We start from the raw sequence: 18,416 nt of genomic DNA on the forward strand, positions 1-18,416 counted from the left end.
ACATGAGTGATACATTGACTAACACTGGCCGTTACCAAGCCACCTTTGCCAAACTCAAAGCCGAAGGCCGTGGTGCTTTTGTCCCCTTCGTCACTCTTGGTGATCCTAGCCCTGAGTTATCGCTGAAAATTATCGATACCTTAGTGCAAAACGGTGCCGATGCCTTAGAACTGGGCTTTCCGTTTTCCGATCCCTTGGCCGATGGCCCTGTGATCCAAGGTGCTAACCTGCGTTCTTTAGCCGCTGGCACGACTCCAACGGCGTGTTTTGAATTACTGGCGCAAGTGCGTGCTAAATATCCTGAACTGCCAATCGGTTTGCTGCTGTATGCGAACTTGGTGTTTGCTAATGGCATAGATGCGTTTTACGCCAAAGCGCAGCAAGCGGGTGTGGATTCAGTGCTTATTGCCGACGTACCAGTAGAAGAATCGGCGCCCTTTAGCGAAGCCGCTAAAGCCCATGGTATCGCACCCATTTTTATCGCGCCGCCCAATGCCGACAGTGAAACCCTTGCACTGGTTAGCGCCAGCGGCGAAGGTTACACCTATCTCTTATCCCGCGCAGGGGTGACAGGCACAGACACTAAAGCTGGCGTTCCGGTGGAAGAAATTCTATCCAAATTGAAAACTTTTAATGCGCCGCCACCGCTACTCGGCTTTGGCATTGCCGAACCAGCTCAAGTGAGCGCCGCAATCAAAGCAGGCGCTGCAGGGGCAATTTCTGGCTCTGCCGTTGTGAAGATCATCGAAACCCACCAGCACGATGAAGCTAAGCTACTGGCGACACTTGGGGATTTTACTCGCGCCATGAAAGCGGCGACCTAAGTTAATCAAGATTTCAATCTCTGAGATAAATTACTGATTGAAATTGATAAACTAAGTCACTGATTTAAATTGATAGCCTAAATCGCTAGTGCTTAAGACGCGATGAAAGAGAAAAATCAACAGAATAAGTGGGGCACATTCGCAGCCTCACTTATTTTTCTTTAGATTGACCGACTCCTATGTTTACCCTGCCTTGCTCACCTCATTGTTGGTGTTCTCTTACGGCTCTTATCTTTCTCAACAATCACGCCTCAAACACCACCCCTACTGTGACAAGAAATCAAACTGATAGCTTAGCGGTTATTTAGTCGCAGTTATTTAGTCGCAGTTATTTAGTCACAGTTCCTCGATAGCATGTCTGTATCGAAATGAAATGGACTTTATATGCAGTATCGGATCTATATACTCGAGCTAACTCCATGTGGCAATGGTGTTGAAGGTGAAGTCGCAGGCAAATGCGACAATGGCGCACCGATTTGGTTTTATTACCAAGGCAGCGCTCAACAGGCAAGAATGCGCTTTCCGGTTAACCAATGGGTGACGGTTGAATTACTCGGCCAACTAGCAAGTGTTCAAGTTGACATCATTGAGCAAGCTCCACGCCTACCAATTCAATTGAACTTTGAAACTTCAGGACAAATCGTCGACATCAGCCAAACACCCGAAGATACGATTTACCTGTCGCAATCAAACCTTGCACTCCTCTTTGATACTGAACTGGGTAAATCCCCTATTTCGCTCGGTCACTGGGTCAATGTGACGGGCGAGCTTTGGGTAACAAATGGAATGAATTGAGTCTTGATCCCTGCGCTAACTGTGAACGTACAGATAGGCTAGCTTGGGCTTTAATGATTGCGCTTTATCGGTGCAATACCTAGAATGTCGCCGCGCAGACTAAACTTCATCAATCGCTTAAATACCTTGCTTCCGCTATTGAACCCAATGGGGAGAGCAAATGAAGTCGATAGCGGAATTGACAGTGCTAGCCTGTGACAAATCATTCGCCTGATGAATTCCCAATAGAGGATCCGATGACTATTTCTAAATCTTTGCCCGATGACAAACCTCGTACTTTTTTGGGCACGCCTAAATTACCAGCCAAGTATGCCACGGTTGTAATGCCATTTTTTCTTTCTATTCTAATGAGTTGTATCGTTTCTGGGATCAGTACTTTCAATGGCGTCGGCGCTTCACCGCAGTTTATCGAACTCTGGCTCGGTGCTTGGCTGATCTCATGGGTGGTTGCCTTCCCGACACTGCTGATGGTGTTGCCATTAGTGCGTAAAATTACCGGACACTTTGTCGATTTACGCTAGCTTTACGATTTAGCCTTTCGAACTTGCATTCTGAGTTAACAGCCACATTTCAAAGCCGTCTTAGGACGGTTTTAGCTTAAGTTCATGCCCTTAATAAACGCGCACTGCCGCTATCCATGCCGAGATAACCGTCCTATTTACAGCTCCAGCCAATAGCAGTTTTAAGCGAATGGTAGTTTTAAGCGAATAGCTCTGTGAGAAAATGCCAAGCTAAGCGAATAAATCTGGGGGTAATGCCTCTGAACTCATTCATCAGAGCCAATCCATTTAAACTTAACCCACACCCAACTCATTTTACCCAGTGCCTTGAGCGAGGCTCCAGCCTGCGCTTTACAATGGATTTACACTGACTGTTTAGCGGCACCTATCCCCATTGGACTCAGCCGACATTACCGCAATCTAAATCAATTCCCCTCGATTAATAAACCAACACAAATATCGATATAACCAACTGTATTTATAGCCTTAAAAGTCAAGATGCTCGTAATCCCCTCGATTATACGCCCCTTAATTTTAGCCTTTTTGCCAGCCAATTATCTTGCCGTCACATACGTTATTAACCGTACTTAGCCCGCTTATCCGTAAGTTAAAAGTATTAACACTCACCACCACCCAAATGAGAATGGTTTGCATTTGAATATTTTCACGTGCTAATTTACTCGCCGTTGTCGGGACAGAGGCAGCAGGAAAAATGGCCTAAGGACTGCGCTAAACATAGCTAATTAACCACAGCAAGATAGATAGCCAAACAGGCTATTTTGACTGCCACATTTACTTGGTTTGCGTCCTTAGGTAACTGATTACTGGATCGGCAACACGCAACAGCATGCTGCCAAAGGAGGCGTAAGTGACTACTCAACAAAGGGAAATGGATCGCGAAATCTTTGATCTACTCGGCATCGGCATTGGCCCATTCAATCTTGGCCTCGCCGCCTTATCAGAACCTATCGACGGCTTTAACTGCTTATTTTTAGATGCTAAAACCAGCTTTGATTGGCATCCAGGCATGCTACTCAAATCCTCAAGACTGCAAACCCCCTTTATGTCAGATCTGGTGACTATGGCCGATCCTACCAGCCGTTACAGTTACCTTAATTTTGCCAAAAAGACGGGCAGACTTTATCCCTTTTACATTCGTGAGAATTTCTTTTTACCTCGCCACGAATACAACTTGTACTGCCAATGGGTAAGCCAGCAACTCAGCAATCTAAAATTTGGCTTTAAAGTCACTCAAGTGGATTACAACGCAGGTGAAAGTATTTATCGAGTCACAGGTTTTGATAGACGCAGTGGCAAAACCCATACCTATCAATGCCGAAAGCTAGTGTTAGGCACAGGAACAGAGCCATATCTGCCAAAGGATTGCCCCATTCAAGATGCGCGGGTCATGCATACCGCCAGCTATATGCAGCAAAAAACCTACCTGCAGAGTCAGAGTGCCATCACAGTAATTGGTAGTGGCCAGAGTGCGGCGGAAGTGTTTTACGATCTACTGCAAGAGATTGATACCTATGGTTATCAACTCAATTGGATGACACGATCAGCGCGTTTTTATCCCTTGGAATATACCAAGCTTACTTTAGAGATGACCTCACCAGATTATGTCGATTACTTCCACGAGTTGACCCCTAATCAAAGATGCTCACTGATCGCCAGCCAGAAACAACTCTACAAAGGAATAAATTCTGAGCTGATAAACGACATTTACGATTTGTTATATCAAAAGCGCCTATTGGCCGATTTTCAATGCCGACTGATGACGAATGCGGCGCTGACTCATATCGAGCCCCAAGCCAATATGCTCAAGTTGCATTTCCACCACAATGAAAAAAATCACACCTTTGAGCAAGAAACGGGCGCAGTCATTTTAGGCACAGGTTACCACTATCGTTTACCCGAGTTTATCAGTGGTATTAAACAACAAGTCGAATTCGATGACGCCGGACAACTTAGTGTGCAGCGTGATTACAGCATAGATATTCGAGGGGATATTTTTGTCCAGAATGTCGGTTTGCATACCCATGGGATAAGCTCTCCAGATCTGGGTATGGGCTGTTATCGCAACGGCACCATCTTAAAAGCCGTGCTCGGTTATGCGCCCTACCACATTGAGGAACATATCGCGTTTCAAACCTTCGATCCGGCCAAACTTGCCAGTCATCAGCCCTGCGGCGCCAATGCAATTAACACGCTGGATCTTAATCCAAGACATTTTCCTAAGGCGCCGCACAGAAAAACTCAAGTTGATGCGCCACAAACTATCCCTCCAACCAAGATTCCAAATTCTGGCGCAAGTTCAACCGTGAGTTCAGGCGCGGGAACCAATATGCCGGTCTTAATGGCGCCGAACCAGGAGGCATAATAATGGCAAGCCAATTTAGCAACCATTGTTTAACGCGGCTATGTTTAACACAGCTATCGGCTATTACAAGCATCAATGGTTTCCAGTTCAGAGCGTTAGATCTTACACAAGACATTCCAACACTACAGTCTTGGTTTAACCAAGATTACGCCAAGTTTTGGGGTATGCAGGGCTTGAACCTTGATGCCATAAAAAATCTGTTAGCAACTACAGAGCACAAGTTTGCCTTGATAGGTGAATGGCAGGCCAAAGCGCTATTTATGGTGGAACTCTACGATCCCGTCCACGATGAAGTCGGTCAGCACTATCGTGTTGCGCCGGGTGATTGTGGTATGCATCTGATTATCGCGCCGCCAGATGGCAAACCCGTCAGCGGCTTATCCTTAAAGGTGATAGATGCGATAGCGCAGCTCGTGCTTGAAAAACTGGCCTTTAATCGCCTCGTGGTTGAACCCGATCAACTCAATAGCAAAATTCATCGCTTAAATAGCCTGATAGGCATTCGCTATCAAAAAGCGATTCAATTAAGCACTAAAACTGCTTTCCTCGGATTTTGCACTGCGGCCCAGCGCCTTCAACCATCGAGCACGCCCTCTTTGACGAGCCTAGCCCAAACAACCTCAGCCCTGCCAAGCTCAGATCAGTCAACGCCTGCTCTGCCAAACTTAGCAGAACAATACTTAGCAAGCCCAACCCTAGCAAAGCCAAGCTCGCTCGCGGCATCTGCAACCTCTCCCATGACATTATCGACTCTTTAGGTGAATTAGATGAACTTACCCACAAAAGCCTTGTTAATAAATCCATTGCCAACGCAAGATCATCATGATCAAGCAGTACATGCTCAGCAAAGCTCGGCGCTGTCGACAACATCGACTTCTATGCCAGAGCATTTAACCCCCGCCTATTGGCAAGCGGCTAATCGTCATTTAGTGAAGAAAATCCTCTGCGAATTCACCCACGAGAAGCTCATTACGCCGACCCTATACGGGCAAAAAGCGGGGCTCAATCACTATGAACTCAGGCTCAAAGACAGCACTTATTATTTTAGTGCGCGGTACTATCAGCTCGATCATCTTGCTATCGATGCAGATTCCATCCGCGTTTCAGTCGCAGGACAAGAGCAAATCCTCGATGCGATGTCGCTGATTATTTCCCTTAAAAATGACTTAGGGATCAGCGAAACCTTACTACCAACTTATTTAGAAGAAATCACCAGCACCCTTTACAGTAAGGCATACAAGTTAGCGCATCAGGCGATTCCCGCAGCCACACTGGCGCGAGCCGATTATCAAAGCATAGAAGCGGGTATGACAGAAGGTCATCCGGTGTTTATTGCCAATAATGGCCGGATTGGTTTTGATATGCAGGATTACCGTCAATTTGCCCCTGAAAGCGCGATGCCGATGCAGTTAGTCTGGCTTGGAGTCCGCAAAAACAAAACCACGTTTGCCGCCCTCGAAAACTTGAGTCACGACGCGTTACTCAAGGAGGAGCTTGGCCAGCAGTTCGATGATTTTCAGCAGCATCTTAAAACCCAGCAGCATGATCCACAGGACTTCTACTTTATGCCTGTGCATCCTTGGCAGTGGCGCGAAAAAATCGCCCGCGTCTTTGCCGGCGACATAGCCCGCGGCGATCTGGTTTACCTTGGTGAAGGCAGCGAACAATACCAAGTGCAGCAATCGATACGCACTTTCTTCAATCTTGCATCACCGCAAAAGTGCTATGTCAAAACCGCGCTTTCTATCCTAAATATGGGCTTTATGCGTGGTCTATCGCCCCTTTACATGAGCTGCACACCGCAAATCAATGCTTGGGTGGCGAACTTGGTTGAGAGCGACCCTTACTTTACTCAGCAAGGGTTTGTGATCCTTAAAGAAATTGCAGCCATAGGTTACCACCACCATTATTACGAGCAGGCACTCACCCAAGATAGTGCCTACAAAAAAATGCTTTCTGCCCTTTGGCGCGAAAGCCCACTGCCACACATTGAGCCTAAGCAAAATCTGATGACCATGGCTGCGCTACTACATACTGATCATGAAGATAAGGCCCTTATTGCAGCCTTGATAGCCGCCTCAGGCTTGCCAGCAAAGGATTGGGTCAGTCGCTACTTAAACCTGTATTTATCGCCGCTGTTACATGCCTTTTTTGCCTACGATCTGGTCTTTATGCCCCATGGTGAAAACCTGATCTTAGTGCTCGATGAATATGTGCCAGTCAAGATTTTGATGAAAGACATAGGCGAAGAAGTCGCGGTACTCAATGGCGCGAAGCCGCTACCTGATGATGTAAAACGCCTTGCGGTGAGCCTTGAAGAAGAGATGAAGCTTAACTACATCTTACTGGATATTTTTGACTGTATTTTCCGCTATTTAGCACCGCTGCTCGATGAGCAAATCAGTGTCAGTGAAAGCCAATTCTGGGAGTTAGTGGCGGACAATGTACGTGATTACCAAGCCCAGCATCCACATTTGGCCGACAAGTTTGCCCAATACGATCTGTTTAAGGACAGCTTTGTACGCACGTGCCTCAATCGTATCCAATTGAATAATAACCAGCAAATGATAGACCTCGCCGACAGGGAGAAAAACCTGCGTTTCGCCGGCGGCATCGACAATCCCTTGGCGGCCTTTAGACAAAGCCATGCCTTTAAGCGCCCTATGCTTAGCAGCGCTGAGCCGAAAACACGTTAACACGCAGCTCAGACCTGAAACTTTACGAAATGTTTGTGTGGGCTACTAATTGGCCCACTTTATTTAACCCCAACCTAAATGGAATTAAAGATCACCATTATGAAGACTTTTCCTCTCTCCAGCATCGCACTCGTCTGTCGGCAAGCCCTCGTTAACCCGAAGCTATTGCTGTGCTCTGCCATGTTAGCCAGTGTGCCCCATGCCGTAGCAGACACTGTCGATGCGGATGGTAAAACCAAGAAGCACCAAAAAGAGATTGAAATCATCAATGTCATTGGCGCTAAGGATTTACACGACAATCGCTATAAAACCCAAGCGATGAACACAGCGACAGGGCTCGATTTATCCTATTTAGAAACGCCGCAGTCGGTCACGTCCATCACCCGCCAAATGATGAACGATCAACAGCTTAATAGCGTGATTGATGCCATGACCAGCGTTGCCGGGATCAATGCTCGCCCTATGGATAACGATAGATACAGCATTAGTGCCCGCGGCATTGCCGTGACCAGCATACTGTACGATGGCGTGCCCACCACCTACGACACCCGCTTCAACTATGGCGATAATCTCATCGACACCGCCATCTACGAGCGAGTTGAAGTGGTACGCGGCGCGACGGGACTCATGACGGGAGCCGGTAATCCCTCGGCGGCGATTAACCTTATCCGTAAACGCCCGACTCAAGAGTTTATGGGCAGCACATCGTTAAGTGTGGGCTCATGGAATAATGTGCGCGGTATGGTCGATCTTTCGAGCGGCTTAAATGATTCGGGTTCTGTGCGCGGTCGCGTGGTGGCCGCCTATCAGGATAAGGATTCGTTCCAAGACAGATACGAGCAACAGCGCACCACGTTATACGGCATAGTCGAAACCGATATTGGCGACAGCACCTTGTTCACCCTAGGGGTTGATTATCAAGATGCCACACCGAGCGGCACTATGTCGGGTGGTTTACCGCTATTTTACAGTGACGGCAGCCGCACTAACTATGATCGCGCCACTTCAACGGCGCCCGATTGGGGCTCGGCGCATACCCAAGGCCTCAACACCTTTGCAAGTCTCGAGCACAGATTTGATAATGGCTGGAACCTAAAAGGGACTTACACCTATGGCGACAACTCATTGGAGTTCGATGTGCTATGGGCCATGGGTTATCCCGATCCTGTAACCAATATAGGCGCAACAGCAGGCTCTATCGCCTATGTCGACGGCAGTCGCACCCAACACAATGTAGATTTACGCGCCGAAGGACAATTCCAACTCTTTGGTCAAGAACATCAATTGATGTTTGGCTGGAATGGTCAGCGACAAGAGTTCGCCAATCCCTATTATTACCCCACTGCTGCAGTACCACCACTGGGGGATTTTCGCGATCCGAACTTCCAATATCCTAAACCTCAATGGAAGGAGGCTTATACCACTGGCTCATTTGGCGAAACCAAACAGAGTGCAGCCTATGTGGCGACTCAGCTTAATCTCAGCGATGCCTTAGCTGTCCTCGTTGGATTGCGCCTCAATGAGTGGAAAACCGATCAAGATAACTTTAAAAGCCTTTACAATTTCAACATCAGCAACGAACTCACTACTTACTTCGGCCTCACTTACGCTTTGACCGAACAATATTCGCTCTACGCCAGTTATACTGACATTTTTGCACCGCAAACTAAGCAAAAAATCGATAAAAGCTACCTAGAACCGGTCAAAGGGAAAAACTACGAAGGCGGGATTAAGGCGAGTCTATTCGATGAGGCCTTAGATATGTCGCTGTCGGTGTTTGAGATCAAGCAAGACAACATAGGCGTAGACACTCGCACACGCATTCCTGGCACCACCATCCCAGTGTACAGAGAAGTCGATGGTACGAACACTCGAGGTTTCGAGTTCGAAGCGACGGGTAAAATCACTGATGACTGGAATGTTTACTTAGGCTACACCCAGTTCACCACCGAAGATCCTAAGGGCAAGCGCATCAATACCACGTCACCACGTCAGCAGTTAAAACTCTTCACCACTTATACCTTTGGTGGTGATTGGCATAAATTGCAAATTGGTGCAGGGGTTAACTGGCAGAGCCGCGTCTACCAAGATGCCGATAAACCTGTAGGCAATGGTATAGACACGATTAGAGTCGAAGTCGAGCAAGGCTCCTATGCACTAGCGAGTCTGATGGCAAGTTACGCCTTCACCGAGCAACTTAAGCTTAGCGCCAACCTGCACAACGCCTTAGATAAAACCTACTACAGCCAAGTAGGTCAATACAGCCAATTCCAATACGGTACGCCGCGCAGTGCCAGCTTAACCTTGGACTATCGCTTCTAAGTCAGACTTTTATTGAGATAGTTCGAAAAACCTTGTGAGCCTAAATCCTGGGCTCACAAGGTCCTCATCTATCGGACTTATCAATAATAGCGGCAATCAATCACAGCCATTAAGGAGTCACTATGGCAAGCCAACGAGGAGATACCAGACTGCAACGATTGCGTGAGACCTCGCTCAGCCAAGACGGTTTGAATCAAACCATTTTGACACTCAATCAGCTGTTACATGAACGCGCGCCCTTCTATGGCGAGCACCTTAGCGCAACGTCCTCACCCACGGGACTCAGTTTCGATGAATGGAGCTGTGCCGATACCTACCAAACACTGCTCGCGCGTTTTGCCATAGCGCACCCTAGCGCCGAAACTCAGACTGAAACTAAAACCGAAAACGAAACCGAGACGGATAAAACAGCTGCAACCAGCCAAACGCCAGCTTTCGCCAGTAAAAGCGTTTTGGTCAGTAAAAACGCTGGGCCCAGTAGAAAAGACACTCGCAAAGCACTGCATTCACTTTGGGGCCAATGGTATTTCGGCCTCTTAGTTCCGCCTATGATGGAGTGGATTTTCAATGCCCCACAAACTGACTTTGAATCCATCCACTGGCAGCCACAGTCCATTTTTATGCAGCTACACCCCAGTGGCCGAGTGGCCAAATTTGAATTTAACATCGCAAAACACCAACCAAATACCGCTTTGACCTTTAAAAAACACCACGGCATCGAGCCACTTTGCCAAATAAACACTAAGCCAAGTTTCAAGATAGACACCAAGGTACACTCGCCATTAAACCCATATAAACCGCCAGTTGATAAAGAACTTGTCCTACAAGGTTTTATCTTAAACTTACTGCAGCCGAGTGTGGAGCGCCTGCTCACTCTGAGCCCTGTACCCGCCAAGTTATATTGGAGCCACTTAGGCTATCTTATCCACTGGTATCTTGGGGAGTTGGGACTCTCTGAGCAGTACAGCCAGCAACTAAAACAAGCCCTGTTTCGCCGCACGACCTTTTTAGATGGCAGCACAAATCCGCTGTATAACAGCATTAACTTACTCATCGAACCAGAGCAAGACAGCGCAACACCGAACACTGTTGCGAGAATAGTAACGAGTACAGCATCGCGCTCAAAACCGAGCCCAAAAATCCACTGCATTCGCCGTACTTGCTGCTTAAGGTATCAACTCGCCAACACTGGCCAATGCCACGATTGCCCGCTGTTAAGTCGTGCAAAGGTTAACGTCAACGCCGCCAAGCCAACGTGAGGCGAGCTTATAAGATTAAATCGGTTTAATGGGCAAGATCGCAATCCTAGGCCCATGATGCTTTTGCCCTTATGTTGCACATGCTACACTCAAGCCCATGTCTCTTTAACACGATTAATTATGAAACAACTGCTTGATTTCCTGCCCCTCGTCATCTTTTTTGCTGTCTATAAATTTTTCGATATTTATATCGCCAGCGGCGCATTGATCGCAGCCACCGCGCTTCAATTAATCGTGACCTATGCGCTATATAAGAAACTTGAAAAGATGCACTTAATCACCTTTGCTATGGTGACAGTGTTTGGCACACTCACTTTAGTGTTCCACGATGATTCTTTTATCAAGTGGAAAGTAACCATCATCTACAGCTTGTTTGCCATCGCCTTAGGTGTCAGCCAATTGCTCAATAAATCGATATTAAAGTCGATGTTAGGCAAAGAAATGCAAGTAGAAGACAAGATTTGGGCCCGCGTAACATGGTATTGGGTCGTCTTCTTCGCCAGCTGCGGCCTAGTCAATATCTATGTCGCCTTTAGTTTGCCATTAGAAACGTGGGTCAATTTTAAAGTGTTTGGTTTAACCGCTTTAACCTTAATTAATACTGTCCTGACCGTATTTTATCTTTATAAACACCTTCCCGAAGATCAACGCAAGGAACTCAAATAATGTGGTATATGATTTCAGCTCAAGATTTTGAGAACAGTTTAGAAAAACGTTTAGCCGCTCGCCCTGCCCATTTAGCTCGGCTGCAAGCCCTCGCCGATGAAGGTCGTTTACTGATCGCTGGCCCACATCCAGCCATTGACAGCGAAAACCCAGGTGATGCTGGCTTTAGTGGTTCACTGGTTGTCGCCGATTTTGAATCCTTAGTGGCAGCAAAACACTGGGCCGATGCCGATCCTTATATCGAAGCGGGCGTGTATAAAAGCGTGGTCGTTAAACCTTTCAAACGAGTCCTGCCCTAATGAAAATAGTGTCCTTTAACATCAATGGTCTGCGCGCGCGCTTGCATCAATTACAAGCCTTGATCGACAGCCACCAGCCCGATATTATCGGCCTGCAAGAAACCAAAGTACACGACGAAGCGTTTCCATTAGCCGACGTCGAAGCCATGGGATATCAAGTGCATTACCACGGCGGCAAGGCCCACTATGGCGTTGCTATGTTGTCTAAAGTCGCGCCAGAAAAGCTGCAAAAAGGTTTTCCAACCGATGACGAAGATGCCCAGCGCCGGATGATTATCGGCACATTTACCCAAGCGAATGGTCGTCCGTTAACCGTATTCAACGGCTATTTCCCCCAGGGCGAAAGCATAGAACACCCAACAAAATATCCTGCTAAACGTAAGTTTTATCAGGATTTAATGCACTACTTGCAGACAAATCACAGCAACGATGAAGATATCGCCATCATAGGTGACATCAATATTTCACCGACCGATTTAGACATAGGCATAGGTGAAGTCAATCGTAAGCGTTGGCTAAAAACCGGCAAATGTAGCTTCCAACCGGAAGAACGTGAGTGGTTGAAAACCTTGCAAGACTGGGGTTTAGTCGACACTTTCCGTCAATTACACCCAGAGCGCATCGAACGTTATTCTTGGTTCGATTACCGCAGCAAAGGGTTCGATGACAACCGCGGCCTTCGTATTGATGTGATTTTAGCAACACCTTCACTGGCAGCACGTTTAGTCGAATCCGATGTCGATTACGATCTGCGCGGCATAGATAAACCCTCAGATCACGCGCCCATTTGGAGCACGTTCAAAGAGGCTTAATCAGCTAACGTTCGACCATCTTAGTAGATATAAAACATCGGCTTAGGCCGATGTTTTTGTTTGAGAGTGACTTAAGCAGAATGAGATTGGCACAAGTAAGTTAAAAATGAACAGCATACATCGCAAAAAAGTTGTGAGCTTAGCTTCAGCCACAGATTAATCGTGAGCCATGGCATTCACTCTACGATACACAGCGAGTCCATATGTGGATGTTCGACCGCCCCATCTGATGTGAAAGGATTCACAAATGCCGCGATGGCATGAACGCCAAAGAGCGGCCATGGGGCGGACGGTCGTCTCGCAAATCACCAACGGCGAAGCCTGTTTGTTTTAAAGAAATACATAGCAAGCTGTTGGACAGAAATGCGTTGGAAAGTAGTGTTTTGGGAGCAGTAATTTCAGTTGTTAGAAGTTTAGCGTTTACGGGTATCCACTCGCACAGGCTTGCCATGGCATTCGCTCGTCGACTCGCAGCAAGTCCATATATGGACCCATCCGGTTTGCAAGACATTCGATATCAATTTTGAGAAGAGTTCATTGCACCCATATATTCGGCCTGTTGCAGAGGTATCCCTCTGGCCCTGATGGATATGTGCTTCTACTGTCCTTATCATCCGTGCGGCTTCTTTAGAGCCTATGGACTTGTAAGGTTTTCAGTAGATCAGTCTGACTGTCTCATCATCAAATCAAGTGTCTTAGCAACTTACTGATAGGATTTTTTAACTGTTACGGTCTTTCTTAATATATTCCTTTACACGGTTTACTTCGAGGGCTGATATTCTTCTCCTCGAGCCGCAATAACCCAAGCGATCCTAGCAAGTTTGTTAGCCATTGCGATACAGGCTCGATTAAAACCTCGGCGTTCTATGAGTGCTTTAGCCCACAGACTGAGCTTATCGGTTTTAGTTTCACAGTGCCGCAGAATAGCCCTGGCACCATGAATGAACAGTGTACGAAGATAGGCATTGCCACGCTTACTGATCCCCAGCAGGTTATCTTTACCACCACTGCTGTGCTGCTTAGGCACCAGACCACACCACGCTGAAAAATGCCGCCCATTATAAAACTCTTTGCCCTCTCCGACAGCGGCATAGTACGCCGTCGCTGTGACTGGACCTATCCCCAAGACTTTACCTAGTCGTTGGCAAGTAGGATTTATTTTGTGTTCTTGCAAAACCTGCTTTTCGCAGTCTACGAGCTTCTGCTCTAGAGCCATAAATTCATTGTATAGCTCATGAAAAATCCCCCGTCCTTTTACAGTCAGCGGGTTGTTATAGTCAGTCAAAATATCGGGTAATCGATTTCGGAATGCCGCTTTACTCTTGGCTATCACGATCCCATATTCAGTCAACATACCTCTGACTTGATTTACCAAGGCGGTGGTTTGTTTAGTGAGTCGTTCACGCATTCTGTGTAACATCTGTACATCTTGCTGCTCGACAGATTTGAGCGATACAAAGCGCATATTTGGCCTTTGGGCTGCCTCAGCAATAGCTTGTGCATCGTTGTAGTCATTTTTATTGCCCTGACGATATGGAACAACAAACTGAGGCGCGATTAATTTCACTTCGTGCCCAAGTTGAGTGAACTCTCTTGCCCAATAGTTAGCACCACCACAAGCTTCCATTACAATCAGGCAAGGCTCAAGCCTAGCAATGGCGCTTAACAACTCACAACGCTTAAGCATTTTCTTACGCACTAACTTGCCTGCTTTATTGACCCCGACAAAATGAAACACAGACTTTGCGATATCTAAACCAACTGTAGTAATCTTCATGGTGGACCCGTCCTCTTTCTTGATGAGTTTTAGCAACTACATCGTGGCCCATTGTGAGGCCGATTTAAAGTGGATGGGTCCATTCCATTATCCTTGGATGCTCGATCGCCCCGTCCATGGGGCGGACGGTCGTCTCGCCAATCACCATGGCACACCTTTCGAGCATTCGCGTAATCTGTAGATTTAAAAGCGTTACGCAGCACGCTTTTGGACATAAATGGACTAGATTATTTACTCTAATGTGGATAAGTCAGATGAGAAAAGTATCTTAGTTTTATTCGAAATCTCAAATTAGTTCCGACCCATTTATCTCCCCGATATCCTTTTTTTCATGCAAAACGCTTTAAAAATAATGCATTATGTTCAAAAGTAATACCAACAGTGATATATTCAAAGAAATCAATATGTTTGGATATACATCATGTCGTCAATCGCATCTAACTCTTATCTCAAAACAGCCATAACAACTGGCAAACTGATCCCTTTAGTTGGTGCTGGTGTATCGATGTCGATTAAAGATGACAATAGAAACAGAGTTTTCCCGAGCTGGGTAGAGTTGCTACAAAATGCAGCAAGTGAATTAGAACCTGATGTTGCAGTACTGATTAATCGTCTGATTGATGCTGGCTATTTATTAAAAGCGGCTGAAAAAGCAAAAGAGCATCTTAAAGGTGAGCGTTGGTTTACTTTTCTCGAATCGCAATTTGATCCTAATTTAGAAAGTCTTGATCAAAGCAGCTTTGAGTTGCCAGTGGCATTATGGCAACTCAGCAGCCGATTAATTACATTGAATTATGACCGAGTACTAGAACATACTTCAGGGTCTTCAAATACTAAAACTATTACGAATTATTCAGATGCAACGCTAAATAAATTCCTTTTGCCTACAGATAAAAAAATGATTTGGCACCTGCATGGTTATATTGATAAACCTGAAAAATTGATCCTGACACTCGACAGCTATAAAGATTTTTACGAACAAGAAACAGACTACACCGCTGCAATGCAGGTTCTTAAATCTGTTCTAGCAACACAAAGCCTATTTTTTGTTGGTTGTAGCCTAAGGGACGCCGAGTTACTGGCTGAATTAAGCAAACAGTTTAAGCTCTTTGCTGGTAATACTGCGGTACATTTTGCGCTAGTGCTGCAAAGTGATAAAGAACTCATTCAAACGATGCTTGAAGACATTAAAAACATAGAAATACTGACGTTTTCTGATTTCGGGCAGCCTTTAGTGGATACCATCAACGAAATCGCATCGTTAAAATCCGTCATACCTCAGCTTGAAAATACCCCAATATCTAAACCGACAGCCAAAATAGCAAACCAACCCCAAATAGCCTATTTAAGTGCTAAACCTTTTGGCGAAACGGTAGGTGATTTTACCGCAGTTGAAAAAGCACTTAAAAATAAGCCACCTTATAATATTTCAAGCTGTGCACTTTCATTAACAAACTTACAATCCTTAAGTGACGTGAACTATCTGGTGCTGGCGTGCCAGTTTAAAAATGACAAACTTATTATTGAAAATGACTACTGTGGTAGTGAGCGCATTACGCTAAACGAGTTAGAAAACAACCTAGCACTCGATGCACTTCATGGTATTGTCGTTATTTGTGATCACCCTCCCTCATACGAGGCTTTAAGTGGTATCACACTGCCCATCATTTTTATTCCTGAACTTTTGGCAGTAAAAAATATCAACAGCCTATGGTTCCAGTTGTTTAAAAAGCAGTCTTTTTTATTTTTTGAACAACATGGTTTGTTATGGAATACCAGCCAATTTATTTTGGGCAACACACTTACATCACTTAACGGCCAATGGCTGTCAGCAACAAGCAAACTGCCTGCAGAATTATCCAAAGATGAAATAGCAAAGTTCATTGGCCGAGCACAAGACCTTGAAGAAGTTAGCCGAAAGTTATTTCAAGCCCAGCTACATCATGAATGCCTCACCATTTTGGGTACAGGCGGTTTGGGGAAAACCTCTTTAGTAAAAAAACTGGCCTACGAGTATAACGAACGAAAACTGTTTGCTGGTGGTGTCTTTTTTATCGATTGTGAACATGCAACCAGTTATCAGCAGTTTCACCGCCATATTGCCGAGGCATTTGACTTAGCTGATGCGGTTGATGTGATTGCACATATCAATCAAAACCCAGAATTAGGCCAAGGTCAACGCCTGATTATTATCGATAACGCCGAAAGCTTGTTGTTACTGGCAGATAAAAACAAAATCCTTGCATTGGTAGGGAAAACCAATCAACTCGCTACTTTGCTCATTACCAGCAGAGAAAACCTCAATGTAGCGTCGGAGGTAACCTATCAGTTGCGTGATTTTGTAGCGGATGAAGCGTTGCAGTTGTTTGCTAGTAAAGCGAAAAGGGAATTCTCAGCTGAGGAAAAAGTATTTTTAAAAGAGCATATTTTAAAAGAGTATTTAGATCATAACCCACTGGCTATTGCCTTGGTGGCCAGTACCATGGTTACTGGTAAAAAACTTGAAACCTTAAAAGATGATTTAAAAGCAAATTTTTTTGAATTAGCACGACAAAACCCGAGTTATGAAATAGACGCAACTGAGCGCAATATTGACCGCCGAAAGTCGATTTATAACAGCATTGATTATTCTTATCGGCAGCTAACGGATTCAGCAAAAGAAGCGTTGATTAAACTTTCGTACTTTCCCGATGGTATTAATTTAGAAGCATTTAAAAAACTTACCGAGCAAGATGCAAAAGCTCGGGGCAAAACCCCAATTAAAGATTTCACCATTAAAGAGTTACAAGATAAATCCTTAATCCAAACAAACCAGCAGCATATTCGCCTACATCCATTAGTGACACGTTTTGCAAAAAATAAAGTCAACCCAACTGAAGAATTCTCTTACTTACAGGCTATTTTTGACTTTCAGCTTAGTTTTGTAAGAGCGTTGCGCGAGCTAAGTTGTGATTATGATTTAACGAGGCGAATGCTCGCCATTAAGCTATGCCATACGCAAATAAATAACTTTTGTTTTATGTTAGAAAAGCTGAATCCCGCGTTTAATCATCAAGATATTATTAGTTTTGTCGATGGCTTAGATCAATTACTGTCGATACTTGAGATATATCGAATACCTCATGACGCACTGAAATTCTCGATAAATTTATTTACAAACAATGCTGAATTATATAGATACCTAAAAATTGCCCTCTTACGTTGGCAATACTATTTAGGCGACTTTTCTGCCGCGTATACCGAGTTACAACATGTATTACCAGTGGAACAATGGTTAACGCTCGACAGTAACAAGCAGATTGAACAAGTTACTTTTAACTTTGCCGCACTGATATACAGCAATGAAGGCATGGCTTACGAGGAGGCTGTTTATGAAAACAATCGGTCCTCTACTTCTACTTGGCTATTCTATCGATATTCACTATCAAATATGGGCATCTTTAATCTAAAACTGGTACAGGTTTGTTTAGAAGCTAGTACTTCACTGTATGTAAAATGGGCAACAAATACGTTGGAACTACAAGAGTTGAACCGGTTTTTAGCCAGTTTACCACCTAAAGCACATATCGAAATCGCAAAGATACTGAGCTTAAAAGCCAAATTAACACGCCTTGAACCAGACGAAATTAATAACCTTGTGGTGGTCAATCCTTATACGCAAGGCGTAAAATATTTATTACATGCCTTGCATAGCGCAAATATCACAGATACAAAATCGCTTTTTCAACAGGCATTATCGGAGCTTAAACACATCAAATTTGCTTATACTGAAGCGCTGCTCGATTATGCCACTTGGTTAAATACGCAAGGTGATGCTGATTTTGTGGCTATTTATCAGCAAGGTTTAACCTTAGCCAAACAATACCACTATCGTTTTTTACAACACGGTTTTTTACAACTCAAATCGGTAATAAAAAAGCCCTATAACGAAATAGACTACCCACTGCCCAACGGTGAGGATTTTAGTGCTTCTATTGAGTTATCTATAAAGTATTGTAAAAAAGAAAATAAGCTTAAGTAACTAACTTGTCGTGATAAATCACAACCTACAATACAAGCTCCATCAAACCACTTTGCTTAAGA

General features: G+C 45.1%; 14 protein-coding genes. 13 read left to right on the plus strand and 1 reads right to left on the minus strand.

The window, feature by feature from the left end; translation table 11 throughout:
• Positions 1 to 2: 2 nt before the first annotated feature.
• The 11 genes from trpA (at position 3) to xthA (ending at position 12,556) form a co-directional block, all read left to right on the plus strand.
• Positions 3 to 824 carry a tryptophan synthase subunit alpha gene (gene trpA / locus Q4Q52_RS09250; protein WP_011847150.1) on the plus strand — a complete coding sequence of 274 codons (822 nt, stop codon included), beginning with the start codon at positions 3 to 5 and terminating at the stop codon, positions 822 to 824.
• Positions 825 to 1,208: 384 nt separating this feature from the next.
• Entirely contained in the window at positions 1,209 to 1,619 is a 411-nt protein-coding gene (locus Q4Q52_RS09255) for a glycerate kinase (RefSeq protein WP_311990438.1), read from the plus strand.
• 236 nt (positions 1,620 to 1,855) lie between these two features.
• Complete coding sequence (locus Q4Q52_RS09260; RefSeq protein ID WP_006082193.1) at positions 1,856 to 2,140, plus strand: DUF2798 domain-containing protein; 285 nt, start codon at positions 1,856 to 1,858, stop codon at positions 2,138 to 2,140.
• Positions 2,141 to 2,987: 847 nt separating this feature from the next.
• Positions 2,988 to 4,502, plus strand: a complete 1,515-nt coding sequence (locus Q4Q52_RS09265) for a lysine N(6)-hydroxylase/L-ornithine N(5)-oxygenase family protein (RefSeq protein ID WP_311990439.1) — start codon at positions 2,988 to 2,990, stop codon at positions 4,500 to 4,502.
• Between the two features lie 2 nt (positions 4,503 to 4,504).
• Positions 4,505 to 5,260, plus strand: coding sequence for a GNAT family N-acetyltransferase (locus Q4Q52_RS09270; RefSeq protein WP_311990440.1), 756 nt, complete (start codon positions 4,505 to 4,507; stop codon positions 5,258 to 5,260).
• 9 nt (positions 5,261 to 5,269) lie between these two features.
• Complete coding sequence (locus tag Q4Q52_RS09275; RefSeq protein ID WP_311990441.1) at positions 5,270 to 7,198, plus strand: IucA/IucC family siderophore biosynthesis protein; 1,929 nt, start codon at positions 5,270 to 5,272, stop codon at positions 7,196 to 7,198.
• Between the two features lie 78 nt (positions 7,199 to 7,276).
• Positions 7,277 to 9,520 carry a TonB-dependent siderophore receptor gene (locus Q4Q52_RS09280; RefSeq protein WP_311990442.1) on the plus strand — a complete coding sequence of 748 codons (2,244 nt, stop codon included), beginning with the start codon at positions 7,277 to 7,279 and terminating at the stop codon, positions 9,518 to 9,520.
• 122 nt (positions 9,521 to 9,642) lie between these two features.
• Positions 9,643 to 10,779, plus strand: a complete 1,137-nt coding sequence (locus tag Q4Q52_RS09285; protein ID WP_311990443.1) for an IucA/IucC family C-terminal-domain containing protein — start codon at positions 9,643 to 9,645, stop codon at positions 10,777 to 10,779.
• A 120-nt stretch (positions 10,780 to 10,899) separates the two neighbouring features.
• Positions 10,900 to 11,445, plus strand: a complete 546-nt coding sequence (locus Q4Q52_RS09290) for a septation protein A (RefSeq protein ID WP_012587356.1) — start codon at positions 10,900 to 10,902, stop codon at positions 11,443 to 11,445.
• A complete protein-coding gene (locus Q4Q52_RS09295; RefSeq protein WP_006082200.1) occupies positions 11,445 to 11,744 on the plus strand; it encodes a YciI family protein in 300 nt (99 codons plus the stop codon). The genes Q4Q52_RS09290 and Q4Q52_RS09295 overlap by 1 nt, the downstream gene beginning before the upstream one ends.
• Positions 11,744 to 12,556 carry an exodeoxyribonuclease III gene (gene xthA, locus Q4Q52_RS09300; RefSeq protein ID WP_259579260.1) on the plus strand — a complete coding sequence of 271 codons (813 nt, stop codon included), beginning with the start codon at positions 11,744 to 11,746 and terminating at the stop codon, positions 12,554 to 12,556. Before Q4Q52_RS09295 ends, xthA begins: the two co-directional genes overlap by 1 nt.
• A gap of 760 nt (positions 12,557 to 13,316) precedes the next feature.
• Here the strand turns inward: xthA and Q4Q52_RS09305 are convergent.
• On the minus strand, positions 13,317 to 14,333 hold the full coding sequence (locus Q4Q52_RS09305) for an IS110 family transposase (RefSeq protein WP_311990444.1): 1,017 nt from the start codon (positions 14,331 to 14,333) through the stop codon (positions 13,317 to 13,319).
• Here Q4Q52_RS09305 and Q4Q52_RS09310 point away from each other — a divergent pair.
• A complete protein-coding gene (locus Q4Q52_RS09310) occupies positions 14,332 to 14,514 on the plus strand; it encodes a hypothetical protein (RefSeq protein WP_311990445.1) in 183 nt (60 codons plus the stop codon). The two genes, Q4Q52_RS09305 and Q4Q52_RS09310, sit on opposite strands and share 2 nt — an antisense overlap.
• Before the next feature lie 240 nt (positions 14,515 to 14,754).
• Positions 14,755 to 18,354: an SIR2 family protein gene (locus Q4Q52_RS09315; RefSeq protein ID WP_311990446.1), complete on the plus strand. Its 3,600-nt coding sequence runs from the start codon at positions 14,755 to 14,757 to the stop codon at positions 18,352 to 18,354.
• The last annotated feature ends 62 nt before the right edge of the window (positions 18,355 to 18,416 follow it).

It is taken from the genome of Shewanella sp. SP1S2-4, from assembly GCF_031932075.1.
GTDB classification, from domain to species: Bacteria; Pseudomonadota; Gammaproteobacteria; order Enterobacterales; family Shewanellaceae; genus Shewanella; species Shewanella baltica.